Source organism: Mesorhizobium sp. M1217 (genome assembly GCF_040318275.1).
Classification (GTDB): Bacteria; Pseudomonadota; Alphaproteobacteria; order Rhizobiales; family Rhizobiaceae; genus Mesorhizobium.
This window is the reverse complement of record NZ_JAMYMA010000023.1, coordinates 13,141-39,285: the sequence shown is the minus strand read 5'-3', so window position 1 is coordinate 39,285 and position 26,145 is coordinate 13,141. Positions and strand designations below refer to the sequence as shown.

Here is a 26,145-nt window from a genome sequence, read left to right as displayed (position 1 = left end):
GCTCAGACCCTGTGGACCGGGCGCGACGTCGCTTCCCAGGCACCGCCGACATCGGCAAGCCGCGCCTCGATGCATTCGACATCGAGCATGATGGCGCCGCCTCCCGCAAAGATCAGCTCGACGATGCCGGCCGGCTTGTCTAGCGCGAGAAAGCTGATCGCCAGCAGCGACAGCACCTCGTCCGGCTTGTCGCGGGCAATACCGCTGGTCTTGGCGGCGAGCACCCGGTCGAAATGCAGTACGGCTTGCCGCCGCTCATTGTGCTGGCGCAAGAAGCCGGATTTCGCCTCCCAGACGAAGCGGTTCATGGTCAGCACGAAGCGCTTTACCGAAGGCAGGTATTCGAGATCGCTGACCTTCATGACGGCATCCTGGACATGCGCCGAGATGATGCTCAGATCCTGATCGTCGAGCGCGACAAGCTTAAGGCCATTCATGCGGAATTCGCACCTGCGAAGGTTTACATTTGGCCTTCTGTTAGGCGGTCTTGGCGATCCGCGCAACCGGACCGCAAGCCTTGCGGAAAGGCTTTAGCCCGAAATGCGCTCGATCTCCGCGCCGCAGCCGGACAGCTTTTCTTCCAGCCGCTCGAAGCCGCGGTCGAGATGGTAGACGCGGTTGACCGTGGTTTCGCCTTCGGCCGCGAGACCGGCGATGACCAGCGACACCGAGGCCCGAAGGTCAGTTGCCATGACCGGCGCGCCCTTCAGCTTCGCCACGCCGTCGACGATCGCCGTCTGGCCGGACAGCGTGATGTGGGCGCCGAGCCGGGCGAGCTCCTGGACGTGCATGAAGCGGTTTTCGAAGATCGTCTCGGTGATGCGCGACTTACCCTTGGCCATCGTCATCAGGCCCATGAACTGCGCCTGCAGATCGGTCGGGAACGCCGGGAACGGCGCCGTCGTCACGTCGACCGGCGAAATGCCGGCGCCGTTGCGCCTGACGCGGATGCCGGAATTGGTCTGCGTGATCTCAGCACCGGTCTGCGAAATGATGTCCAGCGCCGTCTGCAACAAGTCGGGCCGCGCGCCTTCCAGCACGACGTCGCCGCCGGTCATCGCCACCGCCATCGCATAGGTGCCGGTCTCGATACGGTCGGGGATCACCCTGACGCGGGCGCCCGACAGCGCCTCGACGCCGTCGATGGTGATGGTCGCGGTGCCAGCGCCGGAAATCTTCGCGCCCATGGCGTTGAGGCACTCGGCGAGATTGACGATCTCGGGCTCGCGGGCAGCGTTTTCGAGCACCGTCTCGCCCTTGGCCAGCGAGGCCGCCATCATCAGCACATGAGTGGCGCCGACCGAGACTTTCGGGAACACATAGCGGTTGCCGACCAGCCGGCCGTTCCTGGTCTTGGCGATGACATAGCCGGTGTCGACGTCGATATCGGCGCCCAATGCCTGCAGGCCTTCGAGGAAGAGGTCGACCGGGCGCGTGCCGATGGCGCAGCCGCCGGGCAGCGACACCTTGGCCTCGCCCATGCGGGCCAGCAGCGGCCCGATCACCCAGAACGACGCCCGCATCTTCGACACCAGCTCGTAAGGCGCCGTCGTGTCGACGATATTGCGGGCGGAGAAATTGATGGTGCGCGAATAGCCCTCATGCTGCTTTTCGCGGCGGCCATTGACCGAATAGTCGACGCCGTGATTGCCGAGGATGCGGATGAGCTGCTCGACGTCGGCCAGATGCGGCACGTTTTCCAGCGTCAGCGTGTCGTCGGTCAAAAGCGCGGCGATCATCAGCGGCAGCGCGGCGTTTTTCGCGCCCGAGATCGGGATGCTTCCGGCAAGCTTGTTGCCGCCGACAATTCTGATGCGATCCATGAAGAGCGTCCCCTCGGCCGAAAAGCCGGTTTAAATCGGTTGAGTCAGTTGCGGCCCATCTAGACCATTGGCCGGCTTGGTTCAAGAAACAGGCTATTTCCCCGCGTTGGCCCACGATACCTTGGCCAAAATACCGGCGACCAACATAGCCGATTCGCGTTAATCCTTCTGCTTTGCCGCCTGCAGCCCGTCCGGCCGCTGGTCGGCCCCGCCGGTTCGCCGTGAGCGCGATTGCGCCTTGCGCTTCTGCAGATTGGCACGCAACTGCTCGGCCAGCCGGTCCTTCCGGCCAGCCTTTTTTGGTGGACCATCCTTGTTCGGAGAAATTGTCTTGTCGTTCATCGTCCCGTCCCCGGCCGGCGACCCGCCGGTGCGGATCAAGGGATAGCCAACATTGTGGCATGGCCATGTCCGGAACAATCGCCTGGTGCGGCCTTTCAACCCGTCTTTGTCTTGGCCTTGCGCTTGCCGGTTCGATATGGCAGAAGCCCCGCCATCGGCGGCTGCGGTAGCTCAGTGGTAGAGCACTCCCTTGGTAAGGGAGAGGTCGAGAGTTCAATCCTCTCTCGCAGCACCAGATCGTTTTCGCTAGCGCATCTTCCAAGGCCGCTTGACCTGCTCGATAATGATTGTGCACGGTTGGCGAGGTTGCCGAAAAATAGGCGCCCCGCGACCTGCCGAGTGCCACGCGCGCAGGCTTGTCAAAAATGATGGTCTTGCACGCTCACCTCCCGAGTCTCGAACGCGACTCAATCCTCTGTGATGTGATAGCCTACCGCCATGTCGGATCATATTTTGCCTGGCCAGAAGCAGCCCAAGCTGATCGTCGTCGTGGCGTTCGATCGTGGCGAGGACGGCGAACTGTTTCCCACCTTTGGTCCGGCCGATCAGCAAAGCGAGGAACGCGCCATCCGCACCGCTAAGACGCTCGCAGGGAAGCACGTTGGCGTAATCGCATGGAGCCGTGACGCGAACCCGGCGCTTGGTGACTACGGCCCGCCGACCGTGCTATTCACCAGCGGTGACGTGCCGGATATGGAGTAAATTCAGTCGGGGTCTATCTCACGGTGCTCGATGGGACGTGCTTTACAAGGATGATGAGCCTTTTTGCCCGATTCATCCTCGCCCTTCCAGTCTGCTTGATCTGTCTGCCTTTCGTATCCAAAGCGGCTCCAGGCTCCACAGCATCCCGCGATGTGGAGGAGGCCGAGGCGTGCAGTCCTCTAAACAAAGCCAACGAAAGAGTATTAAGGACGCCCGCCATTCAGGTTACGGACCACTTAGTTAGGTATGGTGACCAACCTGGGTTTCTGCATCAAGAAGAGATCTACATAGGCGACATGGTTTACTCACGACGCCAGCCTTTTGGGCGCTGGATCGCGACGGCACGTCCTCCGGGCAGCGACTTGAATCCGGACGGGACGCCGATAAACCGAACTTGCAGCCGCGTCGGTGAAGAGAAGTTGGACGGCATAAATACCGTGGTCATCAGATATGATAAAATGATCAACGACCAACACCAGTCGTACCGCTGCACCACTTGGCTTGAAACTCCAAAATACAGACCCCTAAAGATGGTGTGCAAAGGACCCTTTGAGTGGACAAGATATTGGTTCTACCGGACCGACATTAAGCCGCCGATGCCACCACCGAAGTGAGCGCCTCTCGCCGTTTCACCTTTCAAGTTCCGTTCATGCCGCATCATCGCATCCGCGATGACCTCGCGGTGGCGTGTATAGATGCCGGGGCTCGACACAATTGATGCAGGCGTGCCCGAAGACGCACGGTTGATCGTTCCAAGCGATTGTGGCGGGACGGTCCATGTGCCAATTAATTGCGGTATACTGACGTGCCCGAATTGGAGAGCCTCATTTGAAGTGCGCTGGCAAATTGATCGTCGCAACAGCACTGCTGATTGCTGGCTGTCAAAGCGATGGTAGAGCCCAGTTTGAAGCAGGCAGAGCGAAACTGCAGAGTCCGGAACAGAGGCGCGCTGCAATTCAGCACTGCCTCAAAGGCGTAACATCGAAAAAGAGATGGGTTGGAGGACGACCTCCTCCCGGAGGCGTGAAGTGGTGCACCGACTTTGTCAATGCTTGGGCCACCGGCCGCTGGACCTATGACGACTATCGCAACGGAACTCCGAAGACCGGCTATGACTACAGAAGAGACAAGATCGTGAAACTTCCCGCCCCATGAGGGCTTGGACAGTCGTTGTCAGGCCTCGCTGGAAATATGAGCCCCGAGCGGGAAATGGACGGCTATGCAGGTCAGGCGAACCCAATCCGATGGCGTTGGGGTCAAAACCCAACACCCTGAACGACCCGAGTTCGACCCAGGGCAGACATTCACAGCTCGTTGACTGACTGTCTGCAACAGCTGGAGAGCGGAAGTGCCACCCCGGGAAATGTCGCCTCAGTCGAGGCTGGCCGGCGACGAGAACGGCTGCTTGGCGTCGACCACGAAGATGGCCAGCTCATCGAGATCGGTTGTGCCGGCGTTGAACACCTCCATCGGCGTGTTGGCCCCGTGTCCGATCATGGCCGTGCCAGCTTCAGCATAGGTCACTCCGTGGGGCGTTCTCTGGCCGACCTTGCCGGCCAGCACATAGAAGGCCTCCGGTCCCGGATGCGTATGGATCTTCGTCTTGACGCCGGGCGCTCCACCGGCGCGGTTGACGCGCAGCAAATACTCGCTTGCGCTGATCGGAGGGATCGGTCCGATCTCGACGACCTTGGTTCCGCCGGTCGTAGAGCCATCCTTCGGTCCAAGCGTGAACAGCCAGACCTTGCCTGCGATCTCCGCCGCAAGCGAGGTCGGGCCCGCCGCGCTTTGGGCCTGCGCCAGCGTTGGCAGATTATCCAGCCGCCAGTACAACGGTCCGGAGGGCAGTTCCGTCACCTTTTTCTCAACCACCGGCTCGACGGCGAATTTGCTGTCTGCGGGCATTGAGACTGACGTCATCAGCCCGAAAGCACACACCGAGAATATAAGCAGGCCAATACGGTGAGCGCTGAGGGAATGCGGCTTCATGATTGGTCCTCCCTTTTCATGGTCACCCCCTCGACCCAATATTAGCTATAGCATATGTACCGCCTTACGGGGCGGACCAAATTTCGGGCCACCCTAGTGCGCCTGCCGCCAAAGAAGACTGTTCATGATGCCAAACCGTCTCGGGAGAGTTTTCAAGTATTGGAACTAGGTCGTCGCGGTGGCATTGGCTGCGATGACGAGTGCCAGCAGAGGAACGCGTGGCTCCTCCGCGTCGTCAAATGGGTAGCCGACGGCCCCGTTTAGGGTTCGAAGCAGTCTTGCCCCCAGGCTACTGTGTCTGACGTGAGTCCAACGGTCCAGCCGTCCAAGATCGGCCCGCGCATGGCAGCCAGAGCCGCTCAGGCGGGCGCTCGAAAATGTCTGAGGTGCCAAGGTCGGCGCACAGCTCCGCTCGCATGCGCCATGATGCGTGCGGGGAAAGGCTTCTGGTCTGCCCCTGCTGCAGGCGGCTTAGCAAAGCTTGCAGCCGGGAACAACCACTCAACGACTCGCGTTTCTTGCCAGGGCCCGCTTCTTTTGCAACAGGGCGGCGGGCGTCGAAGGCTCGCAAATGTCGCGCCGGCGTTTCAATAGCACTCGCCTCAGCCCTCACGATTTGGCTATTTGTGAACGCGTGTTTGATCAGGTTTGCGCAGATGAACACATTGACCTTTTAAGCCTGGATGCCGAAGCCTTAGCGGTGATGATTGTCGCAATCTTCCGAAACTTGACTACCAATGAGCGCGAACTGCTGGAGGAAGTTAGGTCTCTTCGTCGCTCAAAAGGCAGAGAGAAGGCGCACTAGCTTTGCGGCGTTCCGAGGTGAATTGGTCTAATCCCGCTTTGGCACAGCCGTTTGGCATCTGAATTGCCCATTGAGAATCGCCAGAGTGTAGCCACCGAGCTTGCGAAGGGGATGGAAATGGGCTTAGCCAAAGACTTATCGGATGTCGCGCTCACATTCGAATGTCCGGATTGCTCGCATCCGGCGGTAAGAAAGGGCTCTGCACTCAGAACAATCGCGCACTTCAAATGCGACGGGTGCAACGCAAAGGTGCGGATCACCTATCCGCAGAAGCTAGCGATTTTTGAAAAGCACAGGCTATTGGCCGCAGGCGACCGCCGCCAGCGAGGCCAGGAACACTACGGTGCCCGCAACATCGATCGGGCCGATGCGGCCGAAGTGGCTTCGCGACCTCTGCCGCGTGCAGCGACGCGTGCTTAAGCCTTCCTCATCCGCGCGGCCTTCGCCCTTTTTACGCATGTTGACCGTGAGAATGCCGTCCATCGGAATAATTCGGGCGAAGGGCTCGTTTGTTCCTTAGACGATGCTAAAATATAGCAAAGTGTCCGAATGTCACTTCATGAAGCCCGCCAGACAGGCTGCGGCTTGCTCTGGCCTAACCTCGAAGGGAACCAGGGATGAAAACGGCTGTTTCAACCTCTTTGACAAGACGAAGTGTTGTTGCCGCGCTGGCGCTGGCCGCCGCGTCGACGGCGGTATTGCCCGCCGACAACGCACTCGCCCAGGCCAAGAAAACCACAGCTGAAAAAAGTCTGTATGAGCGGTTGGGGGGCGTGTTCGCCATCGCAGCGGTGATCGATCATTTTAGCGACGCCGTCGTGAAAAACCCGATCGTCGGCAAGAAGTCGAGGAACCCACAATTGCGCAAGTGGCACACCAAGAACCTTGAAAGGTTGCCCGGCCTCAAGTTCATGCGCACGCTGTGGGTCTGCGACGTTTCTGGTGGGCCCTTCAAGTTCGTCGCCACCAAGCCCGGCACGACGCCGCTCGGCCTCGAGGAGGCGCATCGCGACCTGCGGATTTCCCCTGCGGAATTCGATGAGGTCGCAGCGGAACTCGGGCGGACCCTGGATCATTTCAAGATTCCGAAGCCTGAGAAAACCGAAGTCTTGGAAGCTTTCGCCGCCCACAAAGACGAGGTCACCGCCGGCAACGTCAAGCGGGGCTGAAGCGCTTATATCGTGCGGGCGGATGCATTCGCATGGCGCCAGCGTCGCCCTGAATGCAGCGCGGCCCTGACCTCGAGATCAGAGGGGCCTCGGGACATCGTCGACCCACCTCTACGAACCTTGCAGCTCAAGGTGAGAACGCGGAATTTTCGACAGACGCCAGGGAAGGTTCGGCCTGGACCTCCTCCGTCACGACTTCGAAGCGGGTAAGCCGCGAAAAACCGAAACTGGTTGAGATGGCGACGTCGGTCGCGTCGCGCCCGGTTGCCATCAATATCCGCCCGATGCGCGGGCGGTTGTGGCGAGGATCGAATGTGAACCAGGTGCCGGCGAGATAGGCCTGGAACCAGGCGCTGAAATCCATCGGATACGGCGCCGGCGGTACGCCGATGTCACCGAGATAGCCGGTGCAGTACCGCGCGGGAATATTCATGCAACGGCATAGCGCGATCGCCAAATGGGTAAAGTCACGACAAACGCCGGCCTGGTCGGTGAAGCTGTCGTGAGCCGTCCGCAGCGGGTCGGCTTTCTGGTAGTCGAAGACGATGTGATTGTGAACGAAATCGCAGATCGCCTGGACACGCGCGCATCCAGGCGCGGTATTGCCGAATTTCGCCCAGGCAAAATCTCCAAGACGATCGGTATCGCAGTAGCGGCTGCCGAGAAGAAAGACGAGCACTTCGTCCGGCAGGTCCTTGATCTTGTGCTGCACAGCCTGCTCGGCGACCGCATCGGGCTCGCCGCTATCGTAGATATCGAAGGTGGTTGAGATCGTCGTCAGGCCCGAGGGCGCCTCGATCCTCGTGCAGGCGTTGCCGAAACCGTCGACGTAGCCGCGTGCTTCGACGGGACGATCGAAATCGATGACCTGTTCCGTCAACAGATCGACCCGGCGCGATGGATGGATTTCGAGCGCCAACAGCATCGGCGTTGGCTGCGGACATTCGTAGGTGAGGGTGTAACCTGCGCGGATCCGCATCGACGCTCCGATTGTTGTCATTCAGCAACCGGGCAAACTCCGCGTCGGCCAAACAGTTCCGGGAAAACATCAGCGGATGCTAATTTTCCTACGCACCGATCTCCTTCGCCACATTCACCTCGACGGTCATTGCAAGAAAGCTCGACGCGCTTCCCGAATAACTCCCGGAAAGCGGAATGGCTTGACGAGGATGCCGGGCCACGGCCACCCTGATCAAATCCCGATTGCCGACAATGCCATTGGTGGGGTCGAACTCGACCCAGCCGGCACCCGGCAGGTAGACCTGGCACCAGGCATGCGTCGACCCGCCGCCAAGAACCGTCGCGCTGTCGCGGCTCGGCACATAGACGTAACCAGTCACAAAACGGGCGGCAAAGCCGAGCGAACGAACCGCCTCCATCATGAACAGCGCAAAGTCCCGGCATGTGCCGCGACGCAGGTGCAACGTCATCAGCGGCGGCTGCGTCCCAGGCTCGCTTCGACGGGAATACACAAAGCTCTCGTGGATGGCATAGCAAAGCGTCATCAACAGATTGCCGGTCCCGGTGTGCCCTGCGGCACTGAGGAACTGTCGTGCCCAGTTGCCAACCTCGTCACTGTCATCCTCGTATTGACGTTCCATCGTCTGGGAGAGATCTGCGGCTTCGTCGGGATCGTAGGAAAACGGATAGTGAAGCGCAGCTTCGTCGATACGGAAATCAGGCGCATGCTGCGGCGTGTGGTCCAGCCGAATGTCTGTCGCAAAGCGCAGTTCTTTCGCGGGATTCTCGAAATCGATCACCGCCACGCAGTTTCCGAAAACGTCATGGATCCAGCGAACCTCTTTCGGCTCGGGATCGACAGACAAGGCGTGGTCCAGGAGTCTTTGATCGAAGCTGTCGCGCGGTCTGAACATCAGCCGATGCTCGCCGAACCTCACCGGCCGGCTATAGCGATAGACCGTCGTATGCTGGACTGAGAAGATCGGCATCAGTTTTGGTCGACAAGTTTACCTGCGATGTTGGCGCAATCATATAATCTTTTCCACGCTCATTCGATGGTTCCTACTCGGAACCTGCGCGAACTGTTTCCGCTCTGAGCGACCCTTCCGGCAGCGGCCGCATGAGTTCAGCCTCGGACTTCGTCAGATGGATCCATGCCGCCCAGTCCGATGGCCGCAGCACAACCACTTGGCGGTTGTGATATGGCGCCACGTCCGGCCCCGGATCGGTCGTCAGCATCGTGAACGTCGGCGGCTTGTTGCCGACCCCCTCGCGCCAAAGCCCGGCAATCGCCATGAACGAATGGCCATTCAGCGTGAACTTGTGCTTGGCTTTCGGATATTTCGTTCCCGTGAATTCGAAGAATGCCGACGCCGGGACGAGGCAGCGTTTGCTGTTGCCGAATTGTCGACCCTCCGAGCGAAAGTTGAATACAGGTCCGCCTTTTGGTCCGGCCGGAGGAAAGCCGAACGTCATCGACGCCAGTTCGATTGTGTTGCCGGCAGCCCGCATTACAGGCGCGGGGTCGTTGATGTGGATGTCATCCGCCTGCGGCAGATCCAGTTCGGTTTGATGGCTGGGAATATTGAGCGCCAGCAAAGCCATCATCCGGCAATACTCGGCCCAGGCGATGTGCTGCTCGTAGTCATTGCACATTAATATGGCTCCGGACGCTCGATCGAGATCAGTTTCAATATAGCGTTATCGGTTCGCGCCGATTGCTGGCGGACTTGCCCTATTTGGGCCGGCGTGCGGCGGCGATGGCCTGCAACAGATTGATGCTGTTCATGTCGGGTTCGCTGGATGCGGCAACGGCAAGTGCGGCGGCCTCGGCTATTTTCGCGACGTCGTCGCTGCTGATTGTTCCGCGCTTTTCCAGCAGATTTATAAGTTCGACAACGAGAAGAAAGGCGTTCACGCCATATCGTTCGGCTTTGAGCTCGAACTCGCCTCGAGCCAATCTCTCCGCGTCTCCTTCAGCCCGTTTGTCCATCTCGGCGTCCTCTCCTATGGCGACAAGCTGTGAACGCTTAGCACGAATGGTTTAATCCTTCGAACTGGCCGCACCTTTCGCCAGTTGCCGATTGCCGGAGCTTGGCACCGTGTCGCCGGCGGCAGGGCACGGCTTCAGCCAAGGATGAGACCTGCCAATAGAACGGTAAGGATAAGGGACAGCACGACGGCAAGCAGCCCGCATGCCTCCAAGGTGTTGGTTTGCCAAGGTTTCATCGGGCGCCTCCCGCCTGAATTCCTGTTTCGCGGAACAAACTTCATCTGGCACCAGATCGGACGCGGAGCCGGCTTGAATTTGTGTAAGCGCTCCTCTTCATCTGCCCGGAAGCGCAGATGAGCTGCGGCATCTCCACGGAACTCCGGAACACTGCCTGCGCGGCGCCGGCCTGCTTTTCATCGACGCGGGCCATCACCAGAACGACACCCTGTGCAATCTTCGGCTTGCCCGGCTTTTGGGCAAAATTGGCCAGCGTTCCGAGAAGCCCGCCGGCAAAGCCGCCCCACGCCGTACCGACCAGGGCCATGCCGGTCATCCCCGCAGGATCGATGCCCTGAGCTCCAAAAGCGCCAAAGCCGGCTAGCAGACCGGCCGCCGCGCCAACGACGGCACCGACCCCCGGACCCCGCCAGAGAGCGCTCATCTCATCCTTGTAAGATCCGACAATGCTAATCGGCTCATTGTTGTCATTGTAAGATCCGACGACACTGATCTGCCGGCGACGAATTCCGGCAGCCTGAAGCCTGGCAACGGCACGTGCTGCCTGGGCATGGGAATCGAACAGTCTGCTAATCGTTTGCATTTACACCCAAGCCCGCCGTTCGTTCGGAGCGTCGGGCCTCTCCTCCCTGACTTTGAGCTCTTCCGCCCGGACGCATCTTCATCGCGCCAAAGCTCACCACAACGTGGGCCAGCCGGCTACGTTCCTCAGCCGGGGCTTCGGTCCATTCCTGGAGCGTCTTGCTTAGGACCTAAGTCTGATCTGTTGGGCGCAGCGGTCAGTGAGGCCACGCCGACCGGGGAGCGCTGTCGGGTCGAAGAGAAGGCCCAGATGCTACCGCAGACCCAAAAAGCTCAAAATGGTATTACGATCACGATGGCGCCGACCAGCCAGATAATGTTGTTCATGATTACGCTCCTTCGCCTCCGGGTCGGGCACACGCCAAGGCGAAGCCCGCCACGCAAGTAGAACATTAGATATAGCTAAAGGTTCCTCGCGGGCCTCGCTGTCGAAAGAGCCCGCCGCACCATTCGGCACGGCGGGTGATTCAGAGGTTAACCCGGTGGTGGGCAGCAGACAGCGTTACGTCCAAGGCTCAGCCGATGCTTCTGGACCAGTCATCTACCTGGCGCTCCGCCTCTTCCTTGGCGATCCCATATCGCTCCTGGATACGTCCCAAGAGCTGGTCTCGGTTACCCTCGATCCGATCAAGATCATCGTCGGTGAGGTCACCCCACTGTTCTTTCGCCTTGCCTTTGAACTGCTTCCATTTTCCCTTGATTTGATCCCAGTTCATATGTTCCTCCTTGCTTCCTGCGTGTTGTGGGCCCGCACTAAAGCGGAGCGCGGACCGATCGAGCATTTCGATGTCGGTGACGAATGAAGATTAGCGGCCGCTAAAAGTTCCGGAGCCGGCGCAAAAAAGCCCGCCGTGCCCGTGCCGGACTGCGAGCTGATGTTGATGATGTCCAGAGCTTGATGCTCTCTCGCAGCGCCATCCTATCCCGTTGAAGGCGCTGAGCTTCTCGCTGGGTGGCCTTGGCTGGCAAGCCTCGAAAGGCTGCCCAGCAGCATTGTTCTGTCCTTGCCGATCATCAGCACGCCGCTGTCGGGCGCCAACAGTGCCGAGAACGGCAGCATCGCGGCGCCGATAGGCGAGGCCTCGGGGCCGAATTGTCCCGATACGATTTCCGGCGCCACGATGCCGATGGCGCTGATCGTGTTGAACTGGGTCTGCACCTTTGCCAGCAGCTCGAGATGGATCGGCCGCGGCAGGATGCTGTCGAGGACGATCGCCTCGATGTCGATGACCGAGGTGATGGCGATGATCGCCTCGACCAGCGCATTGGCACAATCGTCGATCCATTCGGACAGCGGCTCGCGCGCCCCCGGCGGCAAGGGATCCAGTTCGCGCACACGATTGATCTCGATGCCGCGCGATTTGAGATGATTGACCAGCACATAGATCGAGGCGCGATGCAGCAGACTTTGGTAACGCGCCGGCTTGGCCGCGACCGAATCGAGGCTTGAAGGCGAAACCGGCAAAGGACCGAGCGCGGCGCTGTTGCCGTGCGGACCGGTATGGACCTTGCCGCCTTGCACCAATCCGCCGCCGACAAAGGTGTCGATCGAAATATGCATGAAGTCGCGGAACCGCGCGCCGGTCCCCTGGATGAGTTCGGCGAGTGCGGCCGATGACGCGTCGTTTTCCACGAAGACCGGGGTCTTCGGTTTTGTGGCGAAGAATGTCGTCAGATCGATTGCTTCCCAGCGGCTACCGAGGTCATCGGGAAAGCCGAGTTCCTCGCTCCAGCCGCCGAGGAAATATGGCGAAGCGATGCCGACACCGACGATGCTGGCATCGCCAAGCCCCTCGACCAGCTTGTCGAAATTGGCCAGCGACATGTTGCCGGCCTTGAGCACCAGATCGGGGTCCGGAAAGCGATATTCGTGCGACTCGCGGGAGCGGACCTCGCCGGCGAAGTCGACGAGCACGGCTTCCAGCGCGCGCCGGCCGATCTTGATGCCGGCGCTGTAGATGCGCTCCGGTGTAAGCCGGTAGAGGGTGGACGGCGATCCGCGTTGCCCGAACCTTTTTCCCACTTGCTTTACGAATCCGGACGACTCCAGCCCGTCGACAATGGTGGCGACCGCGGCCGGCGTCAGATTTGCGGCGCGCGCCAGATCGGACTTGGATGCCTCCTTCAGACGGCGGATGGCATCAAGCACGAAGCGCTCGTTGTAATGCCGAACCTTGACCGAATTGCTGCCTTTTCCGGACAAAACCGGCGCCTCCCCATTCATCTCGCGGAGCCACTCTGGCCGCCTGCAGCTTTTAGGCTGCTGGGTCGAGCACTCCAGCTGCACCCGTGCGCGACGCGACAGTGCCCTTCGGGGTCATGGAAGTCAATTTTCCAGTTGCGGCGTCAAACCATTTAATATAGCAAATTGAAAAAACAGGACCAGGGAGGAAGGGTGCTGCACTTGGGCGCATTAGGCGAAGCCGATGCCGTGGTGAAGAGCGACGTGGCTGTCCCCGTTGCCCTGGTTCAGGCGACAAAGGCCTTCGGCGGCACGATTGCCCTCAAGGACGCGTCCTTCGAATTGCGCTCAGGCGAGGTGCTGGCTCTGCTTGGCGAAAACGGTGCCGGCAAGAGCACCTGCGTGAAGCTGCTGGCCGGCGTGTACCTCTCTACCGGCGGCCATATCGAAGTCGACGGCAAGCCTGTGGTCTTCCATTCGCCGCACGATGCCCAGGCTGCCGGCATCTCGGTCATGCACCAGCATCCTGGTCTTTTCCCGGATCTTTCGGTGGCGGAAAACATCTATCTCGGCCATATGCCGCGCGATCGCTTCGGCGGCATCGACAACGCTGCCGTGCTTGCCGGCGCGCGCAAGGTGCTGGCGACAGTCGGCCTCGACGTGCCGGCCGAAACCCGGCTCGGAACGTTGCGCACCTCCGAACAGCAACTGGTCGAGATCGCCCGCGCCCTGTCGCTCGACGCGCGGGTGCTGATCATGGACGAGCCGACGGCCGCCCTGTCGCAGCGCGAGGTCGAGCGGCTGTTCACCGTCGTCGCCGACCTGCGGCTGCATGGCGTGGCGATGATGTTCGTCGGCCATCGCATGGACGAGATCTTCCGCATCGCCGACCGCATCGCGGTGCTGCGCGACGGCCGCCTCATTGGCATCAAGCCGAAGGCCGAGCTTGGTCGCGCCGCCGCCATCGGCATGATGGTCGGCCGCGAAGTGACCGACCTCTATCCGGAACGAAACCACGCCACCGGCGCGCTGGTGCTGGAGGCGAGGGGGCTTTCGCATGCCGGCGGCTTTTCCAACATCGACCTCAAGCTCCACGCCGGAGAGGTGCTCGGGCTCGGCGGCCTGGTCGGCAGCGGGCGGACCGAGATCGCGCGCGTGCTGTTCGGCATCGACCAGCCGGATGCCGGCGAAATCCTGATCGACGGCGAGGCCGCGCACTTTGCATCGGCACGCGACGCCATGGATGCGCGCATCGCCTATGTCTCGGAAGATCGCATGGGCCAGAGCCTGGTGATGGACTTTTCGATCCTCGACAACGCGGTGCTGCCCGTGCTCGACAAGGCAGCTCGCTCCGGCTTCTACGGCACGGACCGCGCGATCGATCTGGTTTCGGACTGGCTGAAGCGGATGAAGCTTCGCTTTTCCGGCTACGGGCAGCCGGTAAAGGAACTGTCCGGCGGCAACCAGCAGAAGGTGGTGTTGGCCAAATGGCTGCGCACCGAGCCGCGCGTCCTCATCCTCGACGAGCCGACGCAAGGCATCGATGTCGGCACCAAGGCGGAAGTGCATGCGATGATCGCCGACCTTGCCGCACAGGGCATGGCTATCATCCTGATCTCCTCGGAAATGCCCGAGCTCATCGGCATGTGCGACCGCATCATCGTCCTGCGCGAAGGCCATCGGACGGCCGAATTTGCCAGGGGCGAAGCCACCCAGGAAAAGGTGCTGGAAGCCGCGACGAAGGCCGACAAACGCGCCGACCCGGCAGCGCAGGCCGCCAGCGAAGAGAAAAGAAAAGGACCGCTCGACATACTGAAGCGGCGGGAGTTCGGCCTGCTCGCCGCGATGCTGGCGGTCGCCATCCCGGTCACCATTATCAATCCGCGCATGGTGAGTGCGGCAAACCTGACCGCCGTGTCGATGGATGCAGCCCTGCTGGTAGTTGCAGCACTCGCTCAGATGCTGGTGCTGATCACCCGCAACATCGACCTTTCGATCGCCGCGGTGATCGGCTTGTCGGCTTACATGGCGGCGAGCATGGTCCAGGCCTATCCAGGGCTCGACATCGGCATCGGCCTGATGACCGCATGCGCGGTCGGTGGTGTCGCTGGCCTGATCAACGGCCTTGTCGTTACCAGGGGAAAGATCCCGGCGATCGTCGTCACGCTGGCCTCGATGTCGATCTTCCGCGGCTTCAACTCGATCTGGGCAGCCGGCGACCAGATCAGCGCCGACGAAGTCACGCAAGCCTGGCTCGACATGACCGGCCTGAAGATCGCCGGCGTGCCGCTGATCGTCATTATCGCGATCGTCATCCTGTGCCTGGGTTATGTGCTGCTCTATCGCACCGCCATCGGACGCGAACTGTTTGCCGCCGGCTCCAATCCCGACGGCGCACGTCTTATCGGCATCCCCGTCGACCGGCGGATTCTGCTGGCCTTTGGCATGGCCGGCCTGCTCGGCGGCCTGTGCGGTGCGCTGTGGGCATCCCGCTATGCGACCATCGATGCCCGCGTCGCGCTCGGTTTCGAACTCACCGTGATCGCGTCGGCGGTGGTCGGCGGCGTCGCCATCCGCGGTGGTTCGGGCACGCTGCTCGGCATCATCCTCGGCGCGCTCACGCTGCTCGTCATCAAGAACGGGCTGACGCTGGTGCGCGTCGACCCGCTGTGGCTGCAGGGCGTCTACGGCCTGGTGATCCTGGTCGCCATCGGCATCGACACCTTCATCGTGCGGCGTGCCGAGCAGGCAAGACAGGCGAGGGCGCGGTGAGAAAGTTCCTCCGTTCGATCGACTTCTGGGATCTGCTGCTGGCGACCTCCTGCGTGGCCATCTTCCTCTACGCGGCGATCGTCGTGCCGAATTTCGTCTCCGGCTTCAATCTCTCGCAACTGGCCGCCAGCGCCTCGGAAAAGGCGCTGCTGATCCTGCCGATGACGCTGCTCATCATCACCCGCGAAATCGACCTGTCGATCGCCTCGGTGCTGGCGCTGACGTCCGTCGTCTTTGGCTTGCTGGTACAGGCCGGCGTGCCAACGCTTGCCGCAATCCCGCTGACGCTCGTCGCCGGCGGCCTGCTCGGCGCTTTCAACGGCTACCTGGTCTCGGGCCTTGGACTGCAGTCGCTGGTGGTGACGCTCGGCACGATGGCGCTCTATCGAGGTATTGGCTACATCCTGCTCGGCACCGGTTCGGTCAACATCCTGCCGCCCGCGGTCGTGGATTTCGGCATCAACAATCTGCCGGGCACCGAGATACCGTGGACCATCGTCCCCTTCCTGGCGCTGGCGCCGGTGTTTGCGGTCGTGCTGCAGAAGACGCCGACCGGCAAGCGCATCTACGCGCTCGGCGGCAGCCCCGAGGTGGCGCGCTATTCCGGCATAAACACGCGCCGGATGGTGCTGAACCTGTTCGTCGTCTCGGGCGTCGTCGCGGCGATAGCCGGCATCGTCTATACCGCGCGCCTGTCCAATGCCCGCGCCAACAATGCGCTCGGCATGGAGCTCGACGTCATCACCATCGTGCTGCTCGGCGGCGTCAGCGTCTTTGGCGGCAAGGGCCGCCTGACCGGCGTCATGCTGGCGTTGGTCCTGATCGCCATCATCCGTAACGTGCTGGCGCTGAACCAGATCGGCGGCGACGCGCAGGGCATGATCATTGGCCTGCTTCTGATCGGCTCGCTGCTGGTCGGCAATTACTGGCGCTCCACACAGGAGCTGCTCAGCAGATCCCGCGCAATGCGCGAGACAAAGGGGTGATCTCGGGCCCCTTCCTTTAAGCCCGAATTTTGACGGAGGAGTCACAATGAAAGCGTTTAGATTAGCCCTGCTCGCATCCGCGGTTCTGCTCGCGCCAACCTCGCTGGCTTTCAGCCAGGAATGCGCCAAGGAACCCGTAACGGTCGGTTTCCTGCCCAAGCTCGACACAGACCCCTACTTCAAAGTGGCTTTTGGAGGTGCACAAGAGGCAGCCAAGGAAATTGGCGGCACCGCTACCCAGGTCGCCCCATCGCAGGCGACCGCCGAGGCGCAGATCGAATTCATCAACAGCCTCGTGTCGCAGAAGGTCGGGGTCATCGCAATTGCCGGCAACGACGCCAATGCCGTCGCGCCTGCGCTGAAGCGCGCCGTTCAGCAGGGCGTCAGGGTGATTTCGTATGACTCCGATGTGGCCGCCGATGCCCGCGCGGCATTTGTCAATCAGGTCAAGGGCGACAGTCTCGCCGAGATGATGCTGGAAAGTGCATTCGCCCTCAGCGGCGGTGAAGGCGAATTCGCGATCCTGTCGTCGACCCCGACGGCGACCAATCAGAACGCCTGGATCGACTTCATGAAGGCGAAGATGGCCGCCGAGCCGAAGTTCTCCAAAATGAAGCTGGTGCAGGTGGCCTATGGCGAAGAAAGTGAACAAATCAACCAGCAGCAGGCGTTGGCGCTGGTCCAGGCGTTTCCCGATCTCAAGGTGATCATCGTCCCGGCAGGCATCGGCCTTCCGGCGGCCGCGCGTGCACTCGAGGAGGCAGGCATGATCGGCAAGGTCAAGCTGACCGGCCTCGCGCCGGCTACTCTGATCTCGAAATACATCAAGGACGGAGCGGCTCAGGATATCTGGTGGAACGTCACCGATCTGGGCTACCTTACCTATCAGACAGCCCAGGCGCTTGCGCAGTGCAAGATCACCGGCAAGGAGGGTGAGAAGTTCACGGCAGGCAGGCTCGGCGAATACACGATTGGCGCCAGCGGCGAACTGATCCTTGGTCCGGCCAAGATCGTGACCCCTGAAAATCTGGCCGAGTTCAAGTTCTGATCCTTTGGAGTTCGAACTCCGCGGGGCGCCGGTCCATCCGGCGCCCTTCCTGAACCTCTCGAATCAAAACAGTGCGGGGGCGGCAATGAAGATATTGCTTGCAGGCGAAACCTTTGCGGCGACGACGTCGGTCGCCATCGGTAGCGATGTGCTTACAAGTGCGACCTCGACAAATGGCGCGACGGCCTTCAACGCCGCGATGGCCGATGAGCGCATCGCGGTCACGCAGATCGGCGGCGAGCGTTGCGGCGCGGAGTTTCCCTATGACCTCGATGCGCTCGCCCAATATCGGGCGGTGGTGATCTCCGACGTCGGCGCCCTGACATTGCTGGTGACGCCGGATGCCCGCGCCGGGCGTGTCGGCGTCAACCGCCTCGATGTGCTCAAGGCCTATGTGGAACGTGGGGGCGGGCTGATGCTGGCCGGCGGCTATATGGGTTTTCAGGGCATGTTCGGGACGGCGCGTTTCCACGACACCCCGGTCGAGGACGTTCTGCCGGTCCGTTGCCTACCCTACAGCGACGGCATGGAGGTCCCGCAAGGCCTGCAGACCTCCATCCTGCAGTCATCCCACCCGATTTTTTCCGGGGTGGAGGGGCCGTTGCCGCCGATCCTCGGCATGAACAAGCTGGAATTCAGGCACGACGGTTCGTCCCGGCTTCTGGCGACCTGCCACCACCGCGGCACCGACTGGCCGCTCCTTGCCGTCGGTAGCCATGGCCGCGGCCGCACGATTGCCTGGGCAACAGATATCGGCCCGCATTGGCTCTCGCAGAATTTCCTCGGATGGCCGTTCTACGGAAAACTGATGGCGAACATGGTCCGTTGGCTCGCCGGCAATGAATGAGAAAGCTGGACACCAGGTTTGACCGATGCAGTTCGCCTGCCGGCGCGGCCGATGCCGCGCGAGGCGCCGGTGACAGGCACCACCTTGCCGGCCAAGTCGAATTTCGGCGTGAACTCATTTGTCATGCGATTCCACCTTGTTCTTCAAATCGGACCGGCTGCCGTGCCGAACCGAATAGGCTCGCGTGAATTCGGCGCCCAGCAGAAATATCTCGGCCGAATAGTAGACCCACAACAGCACGACGAGCAGGGCGCCGGCCGCGCCGTACGACGATGCGAAAGCGCTGGTTCCGATATACCAGCCAATCAGCGACTTGCCGATGGTGAACAGAAACCCGGTGACGACGGCGCCAAGGCCGACATCGCGCCATTGCAGACTGCGGTCGGGCAGCACCTTGTAGATCGCGGCAAACAGCAGCGCGATCAGGGCAAACGAGACAATCCCGTTGACCGCGCTCAGGATGATGGTGCCGAACGGCAGATAGGCGTTGATGACGTCTCCGAGCGCCGAAATCGCGGCGCTTACAACCAAGGACACCAGGAGCAGGAAACCGAGAGCGGCGACCAGGCCCAGGCTTGCAATGCGTGCCCGCACCAGCCGTGAGATCGTTGCTGCCCTCGGTTTGACTTTCCAGATTTCGTTCAGCGCCAACTGCATTTCGCCGAACACGCCGGATGCGGCGACGAACAGCGTGACCAGCCCCAGAATGCTGGCAAGGGTTCCCGCTTCCTTCTGCGAAGCGTTTTCGATCGTCGCCTGCAGCAGCTCGGCACTTTGCGGTCCCATCAGGCCGGCGATCTGTGCCGAAAGGGCGAGTTGTGCCGCCTCGTGCCCGAAGGCCATGCCGGCGATAGCGACGACGATCAGCAGGATCGGCGCAAGCGAGGTCGTGGCATAAAAAGCTATCGCCGCCCCATGGCTCAGCGCATTGTCATCGATGAAGCCGAGGACGCTCTGCTTGAGGAGCCTCCAGCTCTCTGCTGCCAAATTCCACATGTGGGCCTCGCATGCTGTCAACAAACAAGTAGCGGCGGCGCAGCGCTGGGCGAGGGAGGGGCGCGAAGATCGCAACGGAGCGGCACGACAGGCCACGACAAGAACACCTCTTGCCCGAACACTTGCCAAGCGCCGGCCATCATGATGCCATGGCGCTGTGGAAGATTGCACGCTGGGTTGGGGTGGGCGATGTTGTTTCCAGGTGCAACAGGGCGCATAGGCGTGGCGTTTGCCGCGCTGCTTTTGTGCGCGCTGGTTCCTGCTCGGGGCGAGGAGCCGAAGGCGCTAAAAGGCGTCGCGCTCGTCATCGGGCAGTCCGACTATGAGCATGTCGGCAAGCTGCCCAATCCGGAAAACGACGCCCGCGCCATCGAGGAGATGTTCGACAGGCTCGGCTTCGAAACCGATGTCGCGACCAATCGCGACGCACGCAAATTGCGGCGCGACCTCGAAGGCTTCGTCGACGATGCCGAGGGTGCCGACGTCGCCATTATCTACTATTCCGGCCATGGCATCGAAGCCGGTGGCGAGAATTTCCTGGTGCCCGTCGATGCCGACATTGCGGCGCTCGAGGATGCCGGCGAGAAGCTGGTCCCGCTGTCGTCGATCGTGGCCGAACTGAAGGCCAAGGTGCCGGTCACCATCGTGCTGCTCGATGCCTGCCGCAACGACCCGTTTCCGCCGGGCACGCTTTTGAAACTCAAGCCGGGTGAAGCCGGCAAGCCGATCGGCGCCGGCGGCCTCGGCGAAACCCGCAGCGTCGTGGCGTTAAAAGACAGCGCGCCGGCCAAGGGTTCGGCCGACGACAGCGGTTCTGGCAACGACAGCTTGGGCCAAGTCATCGGCTTTGCCGCCGAGCCCGGCAAGGTGGCGCTCGACGGTCCCGCCGACGGCAACAGCCCCTACGCGGCAGCCATATTGCGTCACATCGACACGATGGGCGGCGAGGAATTCGGCACTGTGCTGCGCATGGTCGGCGAGGAGGTCTATCTCAAGACCGGCGGCCGGCAGCGGCCCTGGGTCAATGAGAGCCTGCGCCGGCTGCTCTATTTCGGCACGCCCGCCGAGGTGCCGAAAGGCGAGGAGGGCGAGATCCTCACAGAGCGCCGCCGGCTGCTGCTGACGATCTCGACGCTGCCCGACCCGCAACGCCGCCAGATCGAGACGATCGCCCGCGACGGCGGCGTACCGATGGACGCGCTCTACGCCATGCTGAAGACGCTGGGCACCGAGACACCCAGGGATGCAGCCGAACTCGACACATTGCTGCGCGGCCAGACCGAGCGGCTGAAACAGGTACTGGCCGAGCAGGCGACGCTGAAGAGCCAGGATCCGGAAATCGTCCGGCTTTCAAAACTGGCCGAACAAGCGGTGCAGGAAGGCGCGCTGGAAGCAGCGCAGAAAATCCATGAACAGGCCAAGGCCCGCGTTGGCGAACTGTCGAAGACCGTCGACCGGGCTGAAGCCGACCTCAAGGCGCGTCGTTTCGAGTTTGCCGAGGTTTTCGGCGACAGCGCCAAAACCTACGAAATCTCCTTCAGCTATCAGGCGGCAGCCCAGGACTATGCCAAGGCCTATGAGCAGGTCGAGAAATGGGACGACCATGAAGCCTGGTTCTACAAGGCAGCCGAGGCCCAGGCGCTCTCCGCGCATGGTTCTTTCTCGGGCGACAACGCCTTTCTGGTGCAGGCGGTCGCTGCCTATGAAAAGGCGCTGACCTATGTGTCGCGCGAAAACAGCCCGCGGCAATGGGCGGCCACGCAAAACAATCTCGCCACCACACTGTCGACGCTGGGCGAGCGCGAGGCCGGTCGCGAAGACCTCGACAAAGCGGCAGCCGCCTTCGATCAGGCGCTGAGCGTCTACACGCGCGACGCCAATCCGGACGACTGGGCCTCGACGCTAGGCAATCTCGGCACCGTCTATTGGCGGCTCGGCCAGCGCGAGAACGGCACGACGTTGCTCGACAATGCCGTTGCCTCGTTCCGCGCGGCGCTCGAGGTGCAAGTGTCGAAAAAGCTGCCGCTCGAATGGGCGGCGACTGAGAATAATCTCGGCATCGTGCTCTCCGAACTGGGTGAGCGCCAAGCCACCAGCGACAGCTTTCGCGCCGCCATCGAAGCGCATCGCGCCGCGCTGACCGAATACCGCAGGGAGCGCGTGCCGCTCGACTGGGCGTTGAGCCAGGTCAATCTCGGCGCGGCCTTGTTCCTCCTCGGGGAGCGTGAACAAGACGTACCGACGCTTGAGCAGGCCGTTGCCGCCTATCAGGCGGCGACGGAGGAAATGACGCGCGAGCGCGCGCCGGCGCAATGGGCGACGATCCAGAACAATTTGAGTTCGGCGCTGGAATCGATCGGCCAGATCAATGGCGACATTGCTACGCTTCAGCGTGCTCGGGAGGCGGCAGAGGCCGCACTGACGGTGTGGACGCGCGACCATGCGCCGGCCAGCTGGGCAAACGGCCAGTTGACGCTTGGCAATGCCTTGCAGCGTCTCGGCGCCAGGCAGGCCGGCAATGACGCGCTGCTCAAGGCGGTCGCTGCCTATGAGGCCGCACTTTCTGAATATCCGCGCGAAAAGCTGCCGCTCGACTGGGCTTCGTTGAACCAGAATCTGGGCTCGGTCTATGCGACGCTTGGTGATCGGGACACCGGCATCGACTATCTCCGGAAGTCGGCGTCCGCCTATCGCGAGGCCTCGCAGGTCTATACCGTCGCCGCCGCGCCGCTCGAATTCGCCTCAATAGAGCACAGTCTCGGCAACACGCTGTCGACCTGGGGCGACCGTGCTCGCGACAAAGCGATCCTTGAAGAAGCGGTCGCCGCCTATGATGCAGCGCTCACCGTGCGAACCAAGGAGAGTGCCCCGAAGGACTGGGCGAAGACGCAGTACCGGCTGGGCGCAGCACTTTCCATGCTCGGCAAGGCCGATGGCGGTTCGGACGAGGCGCTCCAGCGCTCGGCGGTGGCCTATCGCGCGGCGCTCGAAGTGCAGAGCCGTGACAGCGACCCCGACGCTTGGGCGGCAACGCAATGGGGTCTCGGCCATGTGCTCCTGGTTCTGGGCGACCGCACGCAGGACGGCGAAGCGTTCAACCAGTCGGCGACGGCGCTTGAAGCGGCGCTGCCCTTCTACGACCTCGCCACGGTGCCGGAAGATCACGCCCAGCTGCAGAACGAACTCGGCAGCGCCTATTACTACCTTGCCGGCAGCGCCAATGACCCGTCGCTCTACCAGAAGGCGGCGGCCGCGCATGAAAAGGCACTGGCCGTCTATGCCACGCTGCCCGACCGCTCGCTCTGGGCTTCGGTCGAAGGCGACCTCGGCAATGCCCGCATGATGCAGGCAAACGCCAGTTCCGACCCGGACGCCATGGCCAAGTCTGTCCAGGCCTATGAGGCGGCACTGACGGTGATAAGCCGCGACAGGGATGCCGACGAATGGCTGCGCAACCAGACCAATCTGGCCAGCGCGCTTTCGACGCTGGGCTACTGGCGCGACGACGTTGCCCTGCTGAAGCGTTCGGCCGGCATCTATCGTTCGATCCAGAGCGTGCGCTCGCGCGACCGCGACCCCGAGCGCTGGGCGAGCATGCAAAACGAGATCGGCTATCAGCTGACGCTCGCCGGCCGCGCCGGAAACAACGTCGCCAAATTCGAGGAGGCGGTGCCGATCCTGCGCGAGGCCATCGCCGTGCAGAAGAAGATCGGTTCGGTGCCGGGCATCGCTTTCACCGAGGACAGCCTGTGCGACGTGCTTACCGATCTGGGTGCTGCTCGCAAGCAGAAGGCAATGGCCGAGGAAGCGATAGCCGCCTGCCAGCATGCGCTCGTCATCTTTCGGGATGGCAAGATGGACGACCTTGCCGCCGGCTCCGCAAAGAACCTTGCCGAGGCACAAGCCTTGCTGGCCGAATTGCAATAGCGCACAGGAAAAGGTGGCCGCGGCCGGTTTCGATTGGCAAAGGGTTGCCGTTCCCTGCTATTCCCGCTTCAAATCAAAAAAGCAGTGGACGTTTCCAGCATGACCAATGTCGCCTTGACCGGGCTTGCCCGGGATCTTGCCAAGCGCGCGGCGGAAGGCCGCCCGGTGCGCATCGGTGTCATCGGGTCGGGCGAGATGGGCACCGACCTGGTGACACAAGGCATGCTGATGCCGGGCATTTCGGTTTGCGCGATTTCGACCCGCCGGCCGCATACAGCGCGTGACGCCATCCGCATCGCCTATGGCGACGAGGCAATGGCAGCCGAAGCGGACAGCGCTTCGAAGGTCAGCCAAGCGATCGAGAGCGGCAAGATCGCAATCACCTCGAACGAGATGCTGGTCACCAATCCGCTCATCGATGTTGTCATCGATGCCACCGGCAAGCCCGGCGTCGCCGCCGATTTCGACCTGATGGCGATGCAGCACGGCAAGCATCTGGTGATGATGAATGTCGAGGCCGACGTCACTATTGGCTGCTACCTCAAGCAGCAGGCCGACCGGCTCGGCGTCGTCTATTCGGTCGGTGCCGGCGACGAACCGTCGAGCTGCATGGAGCTGATCGAGTTCGCCTCGGCGCTCGGCTACACCATCGTCTCCGCCGGCAAGGGCAAGAACAACCCTCTCAACCACGACGCCGTTCCCGACGACTACCGGGAGGAAGCGCTGCGCCGCAACATGAATCCGCGCATGCTGGTCGAGTTCGTCGACGGCTCGAAAACCATGGTCGAGATGTGCGCCATCGCCAACGCCACTGGGCTGGTACCCGACGTTCCCGGCATGCACGGCCCCAAGGCCGACCGTGACGAGTTGGTCAAGGTGCTGATCCCGCGCGAGCAGGGCGGCATCCTGTCGAAGAAGGGCGTTGTCGACTATACCGTCGGCAAGGGCGTGGCGCCCGGTGTCTTCGTCATCGTCGAGGCGACTCATCCGCGGATCATCGAGCGCATGGACGATCTGCATATCGGCCACGGCCCCTATTACAGCTTCTTCAGGCCCTACCATCTGACCTCGCTGGAAGTGCCGCTGACGGCCGCCCGTATCGCGCTTTACGGCAAGCCCGACATGGTGCCGCTGCCGAGGCCGGTGGCCGAGGTCTGCGCCGTGGCCAAGCGCGATCTGGCGGCAGGCGAGACGTTCGACGCGATCGGCGAGACCTGCTACCGCTCCTGGACCATGACCGTCGAGGAGGCTCGCGCCCACCACGCCGTGCCCGTCGGCCTGCTCGAAGGCGGCAAGGTGCTGAAACCGGTGAGGAAAGGCGAATTGCTCACCGCCGACAATGCCGCGCCCGACCCGACGACCAGGCTATTCGCCTTGCGCCGGCTGCAGGACGAGATGCTGTATGGGGCGGGTTAGGTGCGGTGCAGAAACTTTGACGTCGGCGGGACAGCGCCCCTCTCTGTCCTGCCGGACATCTCCCCCACATGGGGGGAGATCGGACGTCACGCCGGCTTTCGCCAATCTCCAACATCGCAGTTCGTGAGCGGAGCGCCCAAACTGCCAATCTCCCCCCTTGTGGGGGAGATGTCCGGCAGGACAGAGGGGGGCGCGAAGGATCGCTACAGAGCGTTTGCTATTGCCCCTGAAACGCACGGCCGACCCACGCCTCGACAGCTGTTACTTCCCCAGCTCTACCGACCGCAGCCGCGCCGCTTCCACCGCCTCGGTGAGCAGGCGTGTCAGCCGGTCCTCGCCCATCAGTACTGCAAGGGCCGCAGCCGTGGTGCCGTTGGGGCTGGTCACCTGCTGCCTGAGCACGCCGGGCTCCTCGCCGCTTTCGGCGGCCAGCGATGCGGCGCCGTAGACCGTCTGCATTGCCAAGAGCTTGGCAGTCCCGGCCGGCAGGCCAGCCTTCTCGGCGGCCACCGTCAGCGCTTCGATGAAATGGAAGATATAAGCTGGACCGGATCCGGAGACTGCCGTCACCGCGTCCATCAGGCCCTCGTCGTCAATGTCGGCCACTTGCCCGCTCGCCGAAAGCAGATCGGCGACAAGGTGTTTGGTGTCCTCGGAAACCAGCCTGTTGGAAAACACCACCATCATGCCCTTGCCGATTGCCGCCGGCGTGTTGGGCATGCAGCGCACGATCGGCGCGCGGTCGCCGAGAATGCCTTCGAACGTGGCGACCGGTGTCCCGGCGGCGATGCTGAGGAAAGTGGTTCGGCCATCGTTGAAGCGGATGTAGCCAGCCGTCACGTCGCGGATCACCTGCGGCTTGACCGCCATGACGACGAGGGCCGGCACGGCGTTGGCCGGTATGGCGCCGACATCCGCGGCAGCACCGCAGCCCAGTGCTTCGGCACGCTTGCGCAACTCGGCATTGGGCTCGACCACGAACACCGCAGCCGGAGCGAGCTTGCCGGCTTTCAGCCAGCCGGAGAGCATGGCGTAGCCCATATTGCCGCAACCGGCGAGAACAAGCCTGATCGTCATCGAAGCTCTCCATTCGAAATGGTTGGCTTTGCCATAGACGTTCGTGGACGGACGGGGAAGCCCCTCTCGGACCTTGATCAGGGGCCGGGTTATGTCGCCGCTTTCGCCGCCTGATCGGGCTCGGTCAGTCCTGACCCGATCACTCTGGACGGCCAGGTTCGGCCCATCCCAGACTAAAAACAGGGATTGCAGACGAGGTGGGAGCGATAGCCTGGATTCTCCAACAGCGCACCAAAGCCGACAAGAAATCCTCCCCAACCAAGCACAACTGCCACGGCCACGACGCCGACTC

General features: G+C 62.1%; 22 protein-coding genes and 1 tRNA gene. 9 read left to right on the top strand and 14 right to left on the bottom strand.

All coding sequences use genetic code 11. The features are described 5' to 3' along the window. Positions 1-2: 2 nt before the first annotated feature. The 3 genes from NKH37_RS29385 to NKH37_RS29375 all read right to left on the bottom strand — a co-directional run bounded on the left by NKH37_RS29385 (position 3) and on the right by NKH37_RS29375 (position 2,165). A complete protein-coding gene (locus NKH37_RS29385; RefSeq protein WP_352482425.1) occupies positions 3-437 on the bottom strand; it encodes a DUF2948 family protein in 435 nt (144 codons plus the stop codon). A gap of 93 nt (positions 438-530) precedes the next feature. Beyond that, a complete protein-coding gene (gene murA / locus NKH37_RS29380; RefSeq protein WP_352848025.1) occupies positions 531-1,823 on the bottom strand; it encodes a UDP-N-acetylglucosamine 1-carboxyvinyltransferase in 1,293 nt (430 codons plus the stop codon). Positions 1,824-1,982: 159 nt separating this feature from the next. Continuing rightward, on the bottom strand, positions 1,983-2,165 hold the full coding sequence (locus tag NKH37_RS29375; protein WP_353006208.1) for a hypothetical protein: 183 nt from the start codon (positions 2,163-2,165) through the stop codon (positions 1,983-1,985). A 160-nt stretch (positions 2,166-2,325) separates the two neighbouring features. Here NKH37_RS29375 and NKH37_RS29370 point away from each other — a divergent pair. Then, positions 2,326-2,400, top strand: a tRNA-Thr gene (locus NKH37_RS29370). Positions 2,401-2,603: 203 nt separating this feature from the next. Further along, positions 2,604-2,867, top strand: coding sequence for a hypothetical protein (locus NKH37_RS29365; protein WP_023719439.1), 264 nt, complete (start codon positions 2,604-2,606; stop codon positions 2,865-2,867). Positions 2,868-4,238: 1,371 nt separating this feature from the next. Here NKH37_RS29365 and NKH37_RS29360 read toward each other — a convergent pair. Beyond that, positions 4,239-4,856 (bottom strand): cupin domain-containing protein, encoded by a 618-nt coding sequence (locus tag NKH37_RS29360; protein WP_353007146.1) that lies wholly within the window; start codon positions 4,854-4,856, stop codon positions 4,239-4,241. Between the two features lie 1,102 nt (positions 4,857-5,958). Continuing rightward, entirely contained in the window at positions 5,959-6,144 is a 186-nt protein-coding gene (locus NKH37_RS29355) for a hypothetical protein (RefSeq protein ID WP_352482421.1), read from the bottom strand. Between the two features lie 134 nt (positions 6,145-6,278). Between NKH37_RS29355 and NKH37_RS29350 the strand changes: the two genes are divergently transcribed. After that, positions 6,279-6,830: a group I truncated hemoglobin gene (locus tag NKH37_RS29350; RefSeq protein WP_353007144.1), complete on the top strand. Its 552-nt coding sequence runs from the start codon at positions 6,279-6,281 to the stop codon at positions 6,828-6,830. 127 nt (positions 6,831-6,957) lie between these two features. On the opposite strand, the gene NKH37_RS29345 is transcribed toward NKH37_RS29350, so the two are convergent. From NKH37_RS29345 to NKH37_RS29315, 7 genes are all read right to left on the bottom strand, one after another. Next, positions 6,958-7,809: a transglutaminase-like domain-containing protein gene (locus NKH37_RS29345; protein WP_352547875.1), complete on the bottom strand. Its 852-nt coding sequence runs from the start codon at positions 7,807-7,809 to the stop codon at positions 6,958-6,960. 88 nt (positions 7,810-7,897) lie between these two features. After that, positions 7,898-8,779: a transglutaminase family protein gene (locus NKH37_RS29340; protein ID WP_352817581.1), complete on the bottom strand. Its 882-nt coding sequence runs from the start codon at positions 8,777-8,779 to the stop codon at positions 7,898-7,900. Positions 8,780-8,852: 73 nt separating this feature from the next. Next, positions 8,853-9,446, bottom strand: a complete 594-nt coding sequence (locus tag NKH37_RS29335; protein ID WP_352852428.1) for an SOS response-associated peptidase — start codon at positions 9,444-9,446, stop codon at positions 8,853-8,855. A gap of 79 nt (positions 9,447-9,525) precedes the next feature. Next, positions 9,526-9,783, bottom strand: a complete 258-nt coding sequence (locus tag NKH37_RS29330; protein WP_023719431.1) for a hypothetical protein — start codon at positions 9,781-9,783, stop codon at positions 9,526-9,528. A gap of 277 nt (positions 9,784-10,060) precedes the next feature. After that, positions 10,061-10,444 (bottom strand): hypothetical protein, encoded by a 384-nt coding sequence (locus NKH37_RS29325; protein WP_353007142.1) that lies wholly within the window; start codon positions 10,442-10,444, stop codon positions 10,061-10,063. A gap of 673 nt (positions 10,445-11,117) precedes the next feature. Continuing rightward, positions 11,118-11,318: a CsbD family protein gene (locus NKH37_RS29320; RefSeq protein WP_352962436.1), complete on the bottom strand. Its 201-nt coding sequence runs from the start codon at positions 11,316-11,318 to the stop codon at positions 11,118-11,120. A 203-nt stretch (positions 11,319-11,521) separates the two neighbouring features. Further along, positions 11,522-12,805: an ROK family transcriptional regulator gene (locus NKH37_RS29315; protein ID WP_353007139.1), complete on the bottom strand. Its 1,284-nt coding sequence runs from the start codon at positions 12,803-12,805 to the stop codon at positions 11,522-11,524. A gap of 192 nt (positions 12,806-12,997) precedes the next feature. Between NKH37_RS29315 and NKH37_RS29310 the strand changes: the two genes are divergently transcribed. From NKH37_RS29310 to NKH37_RS29295, 4 genes are all read left to right on the top strand, one after another. Continuing rightward, a complete protein-coding gene (locus tag NKH37_RS29310; protein ID WP_502895976.1) occupies positions 12,998-15,556 on the top strand; it encodes an ATP-binding cassette domain-containing protein in 2,559 nt (852 codons plus the stop codon). After that, entirely contained in the window at positions 15,553-16,542 is a 990-nt protein-coding gene (locus tag NKH37_RS29305) for an ABC transporter permease (protein ID WP_352716916.1), read from the top strand. Before NKH37_RS29310 ends, NKH37_RS29305 begins: the two co-directional genes overlap by 4 nt. A gap of 46 nt (positions 16,543-16,588) precedes the next feature. Next, on the top strand, positions 16,589-17,590 hold the full coding sequence (locus NKH37_RS29300) for a rhamnose ABC transporter substrate-binding protein (RefSeq protein WP_352547863.1): 1,002 nt from the start codon (positions 16,589-16,591) through the stop codon (positions 17,588-17,590). A gap of 85 nt (positions 17,591-17,675) precedes the next feature. Continuing rightward, a complete protein-coding gene (locus NKH37_RS29295) occupies positions 17,676-18,437 on the top strand; it encodes a glutamine amidotransferase (protein WP_352547861.1) in 762 nt (253 codons plus the stop codon). 114 nt (positions 18,438-18,551) lie between these two features. Here NKH37_RS29295 and NKH37_RS29290 read toward each other — a convergent pair whose 3' ends face one another. Then, positions 18,552-19,433, bottom strand: coding sequence for a YihY/virulence factor BrkB family protein (locus tag NKH37_RS29290; protein WP_352493821.1), 882 nt, complete (start codon positions 19,431-19,433; stop codon positions 18,552-18,554). 222 nt (positions 19,434-19,655) lie between these two features. Here NKH37_RS29290 and NKH37_RS29285 point away from each other — a divergent pair, with 222 nt between their 5' ends. Next, positions 19,656-23,360, top strand: coding sequence for a caspase family protein (locus tag NKH37_RS29285; RefSeq protein WP_353007133.1), 3,705 nt, complete (start codon positions 19,656-19,658; stop codon positions 23,358-23,360). 99 nt (positions 23,361-23,459) lie between these two features. Beyond that, entirely contained in the window at positions 23,460-24,776 is a 1,317-nt protein-coding gene (locus NKH37_RS29280; RefSeq protein ID WP_352493823.1) for an NAD(P)H-dependent oxidoreductase, read from the top strand. Between the two features lie 261 nt (positions 24,777-25,037). On the opposite strand, the gene proC is transcribed toward NKH37_RS29280, so the two are convergent. Then, positions 25,038-25,853 carry a pyrroline-5-carboxylate reductase gene (gene proC, locus NKH37_RS29275; protein ID WP_352493824.1) on the bottom strand — a complete coding sequence of 272 codons (816 nt, stop codon included), beginning with the start codon at positions 25,851-25,853 and terminating at the stop codon, positions 25,038-25,040. Positions 25,854-26,145: the final 292 nt, after the last annotated feature.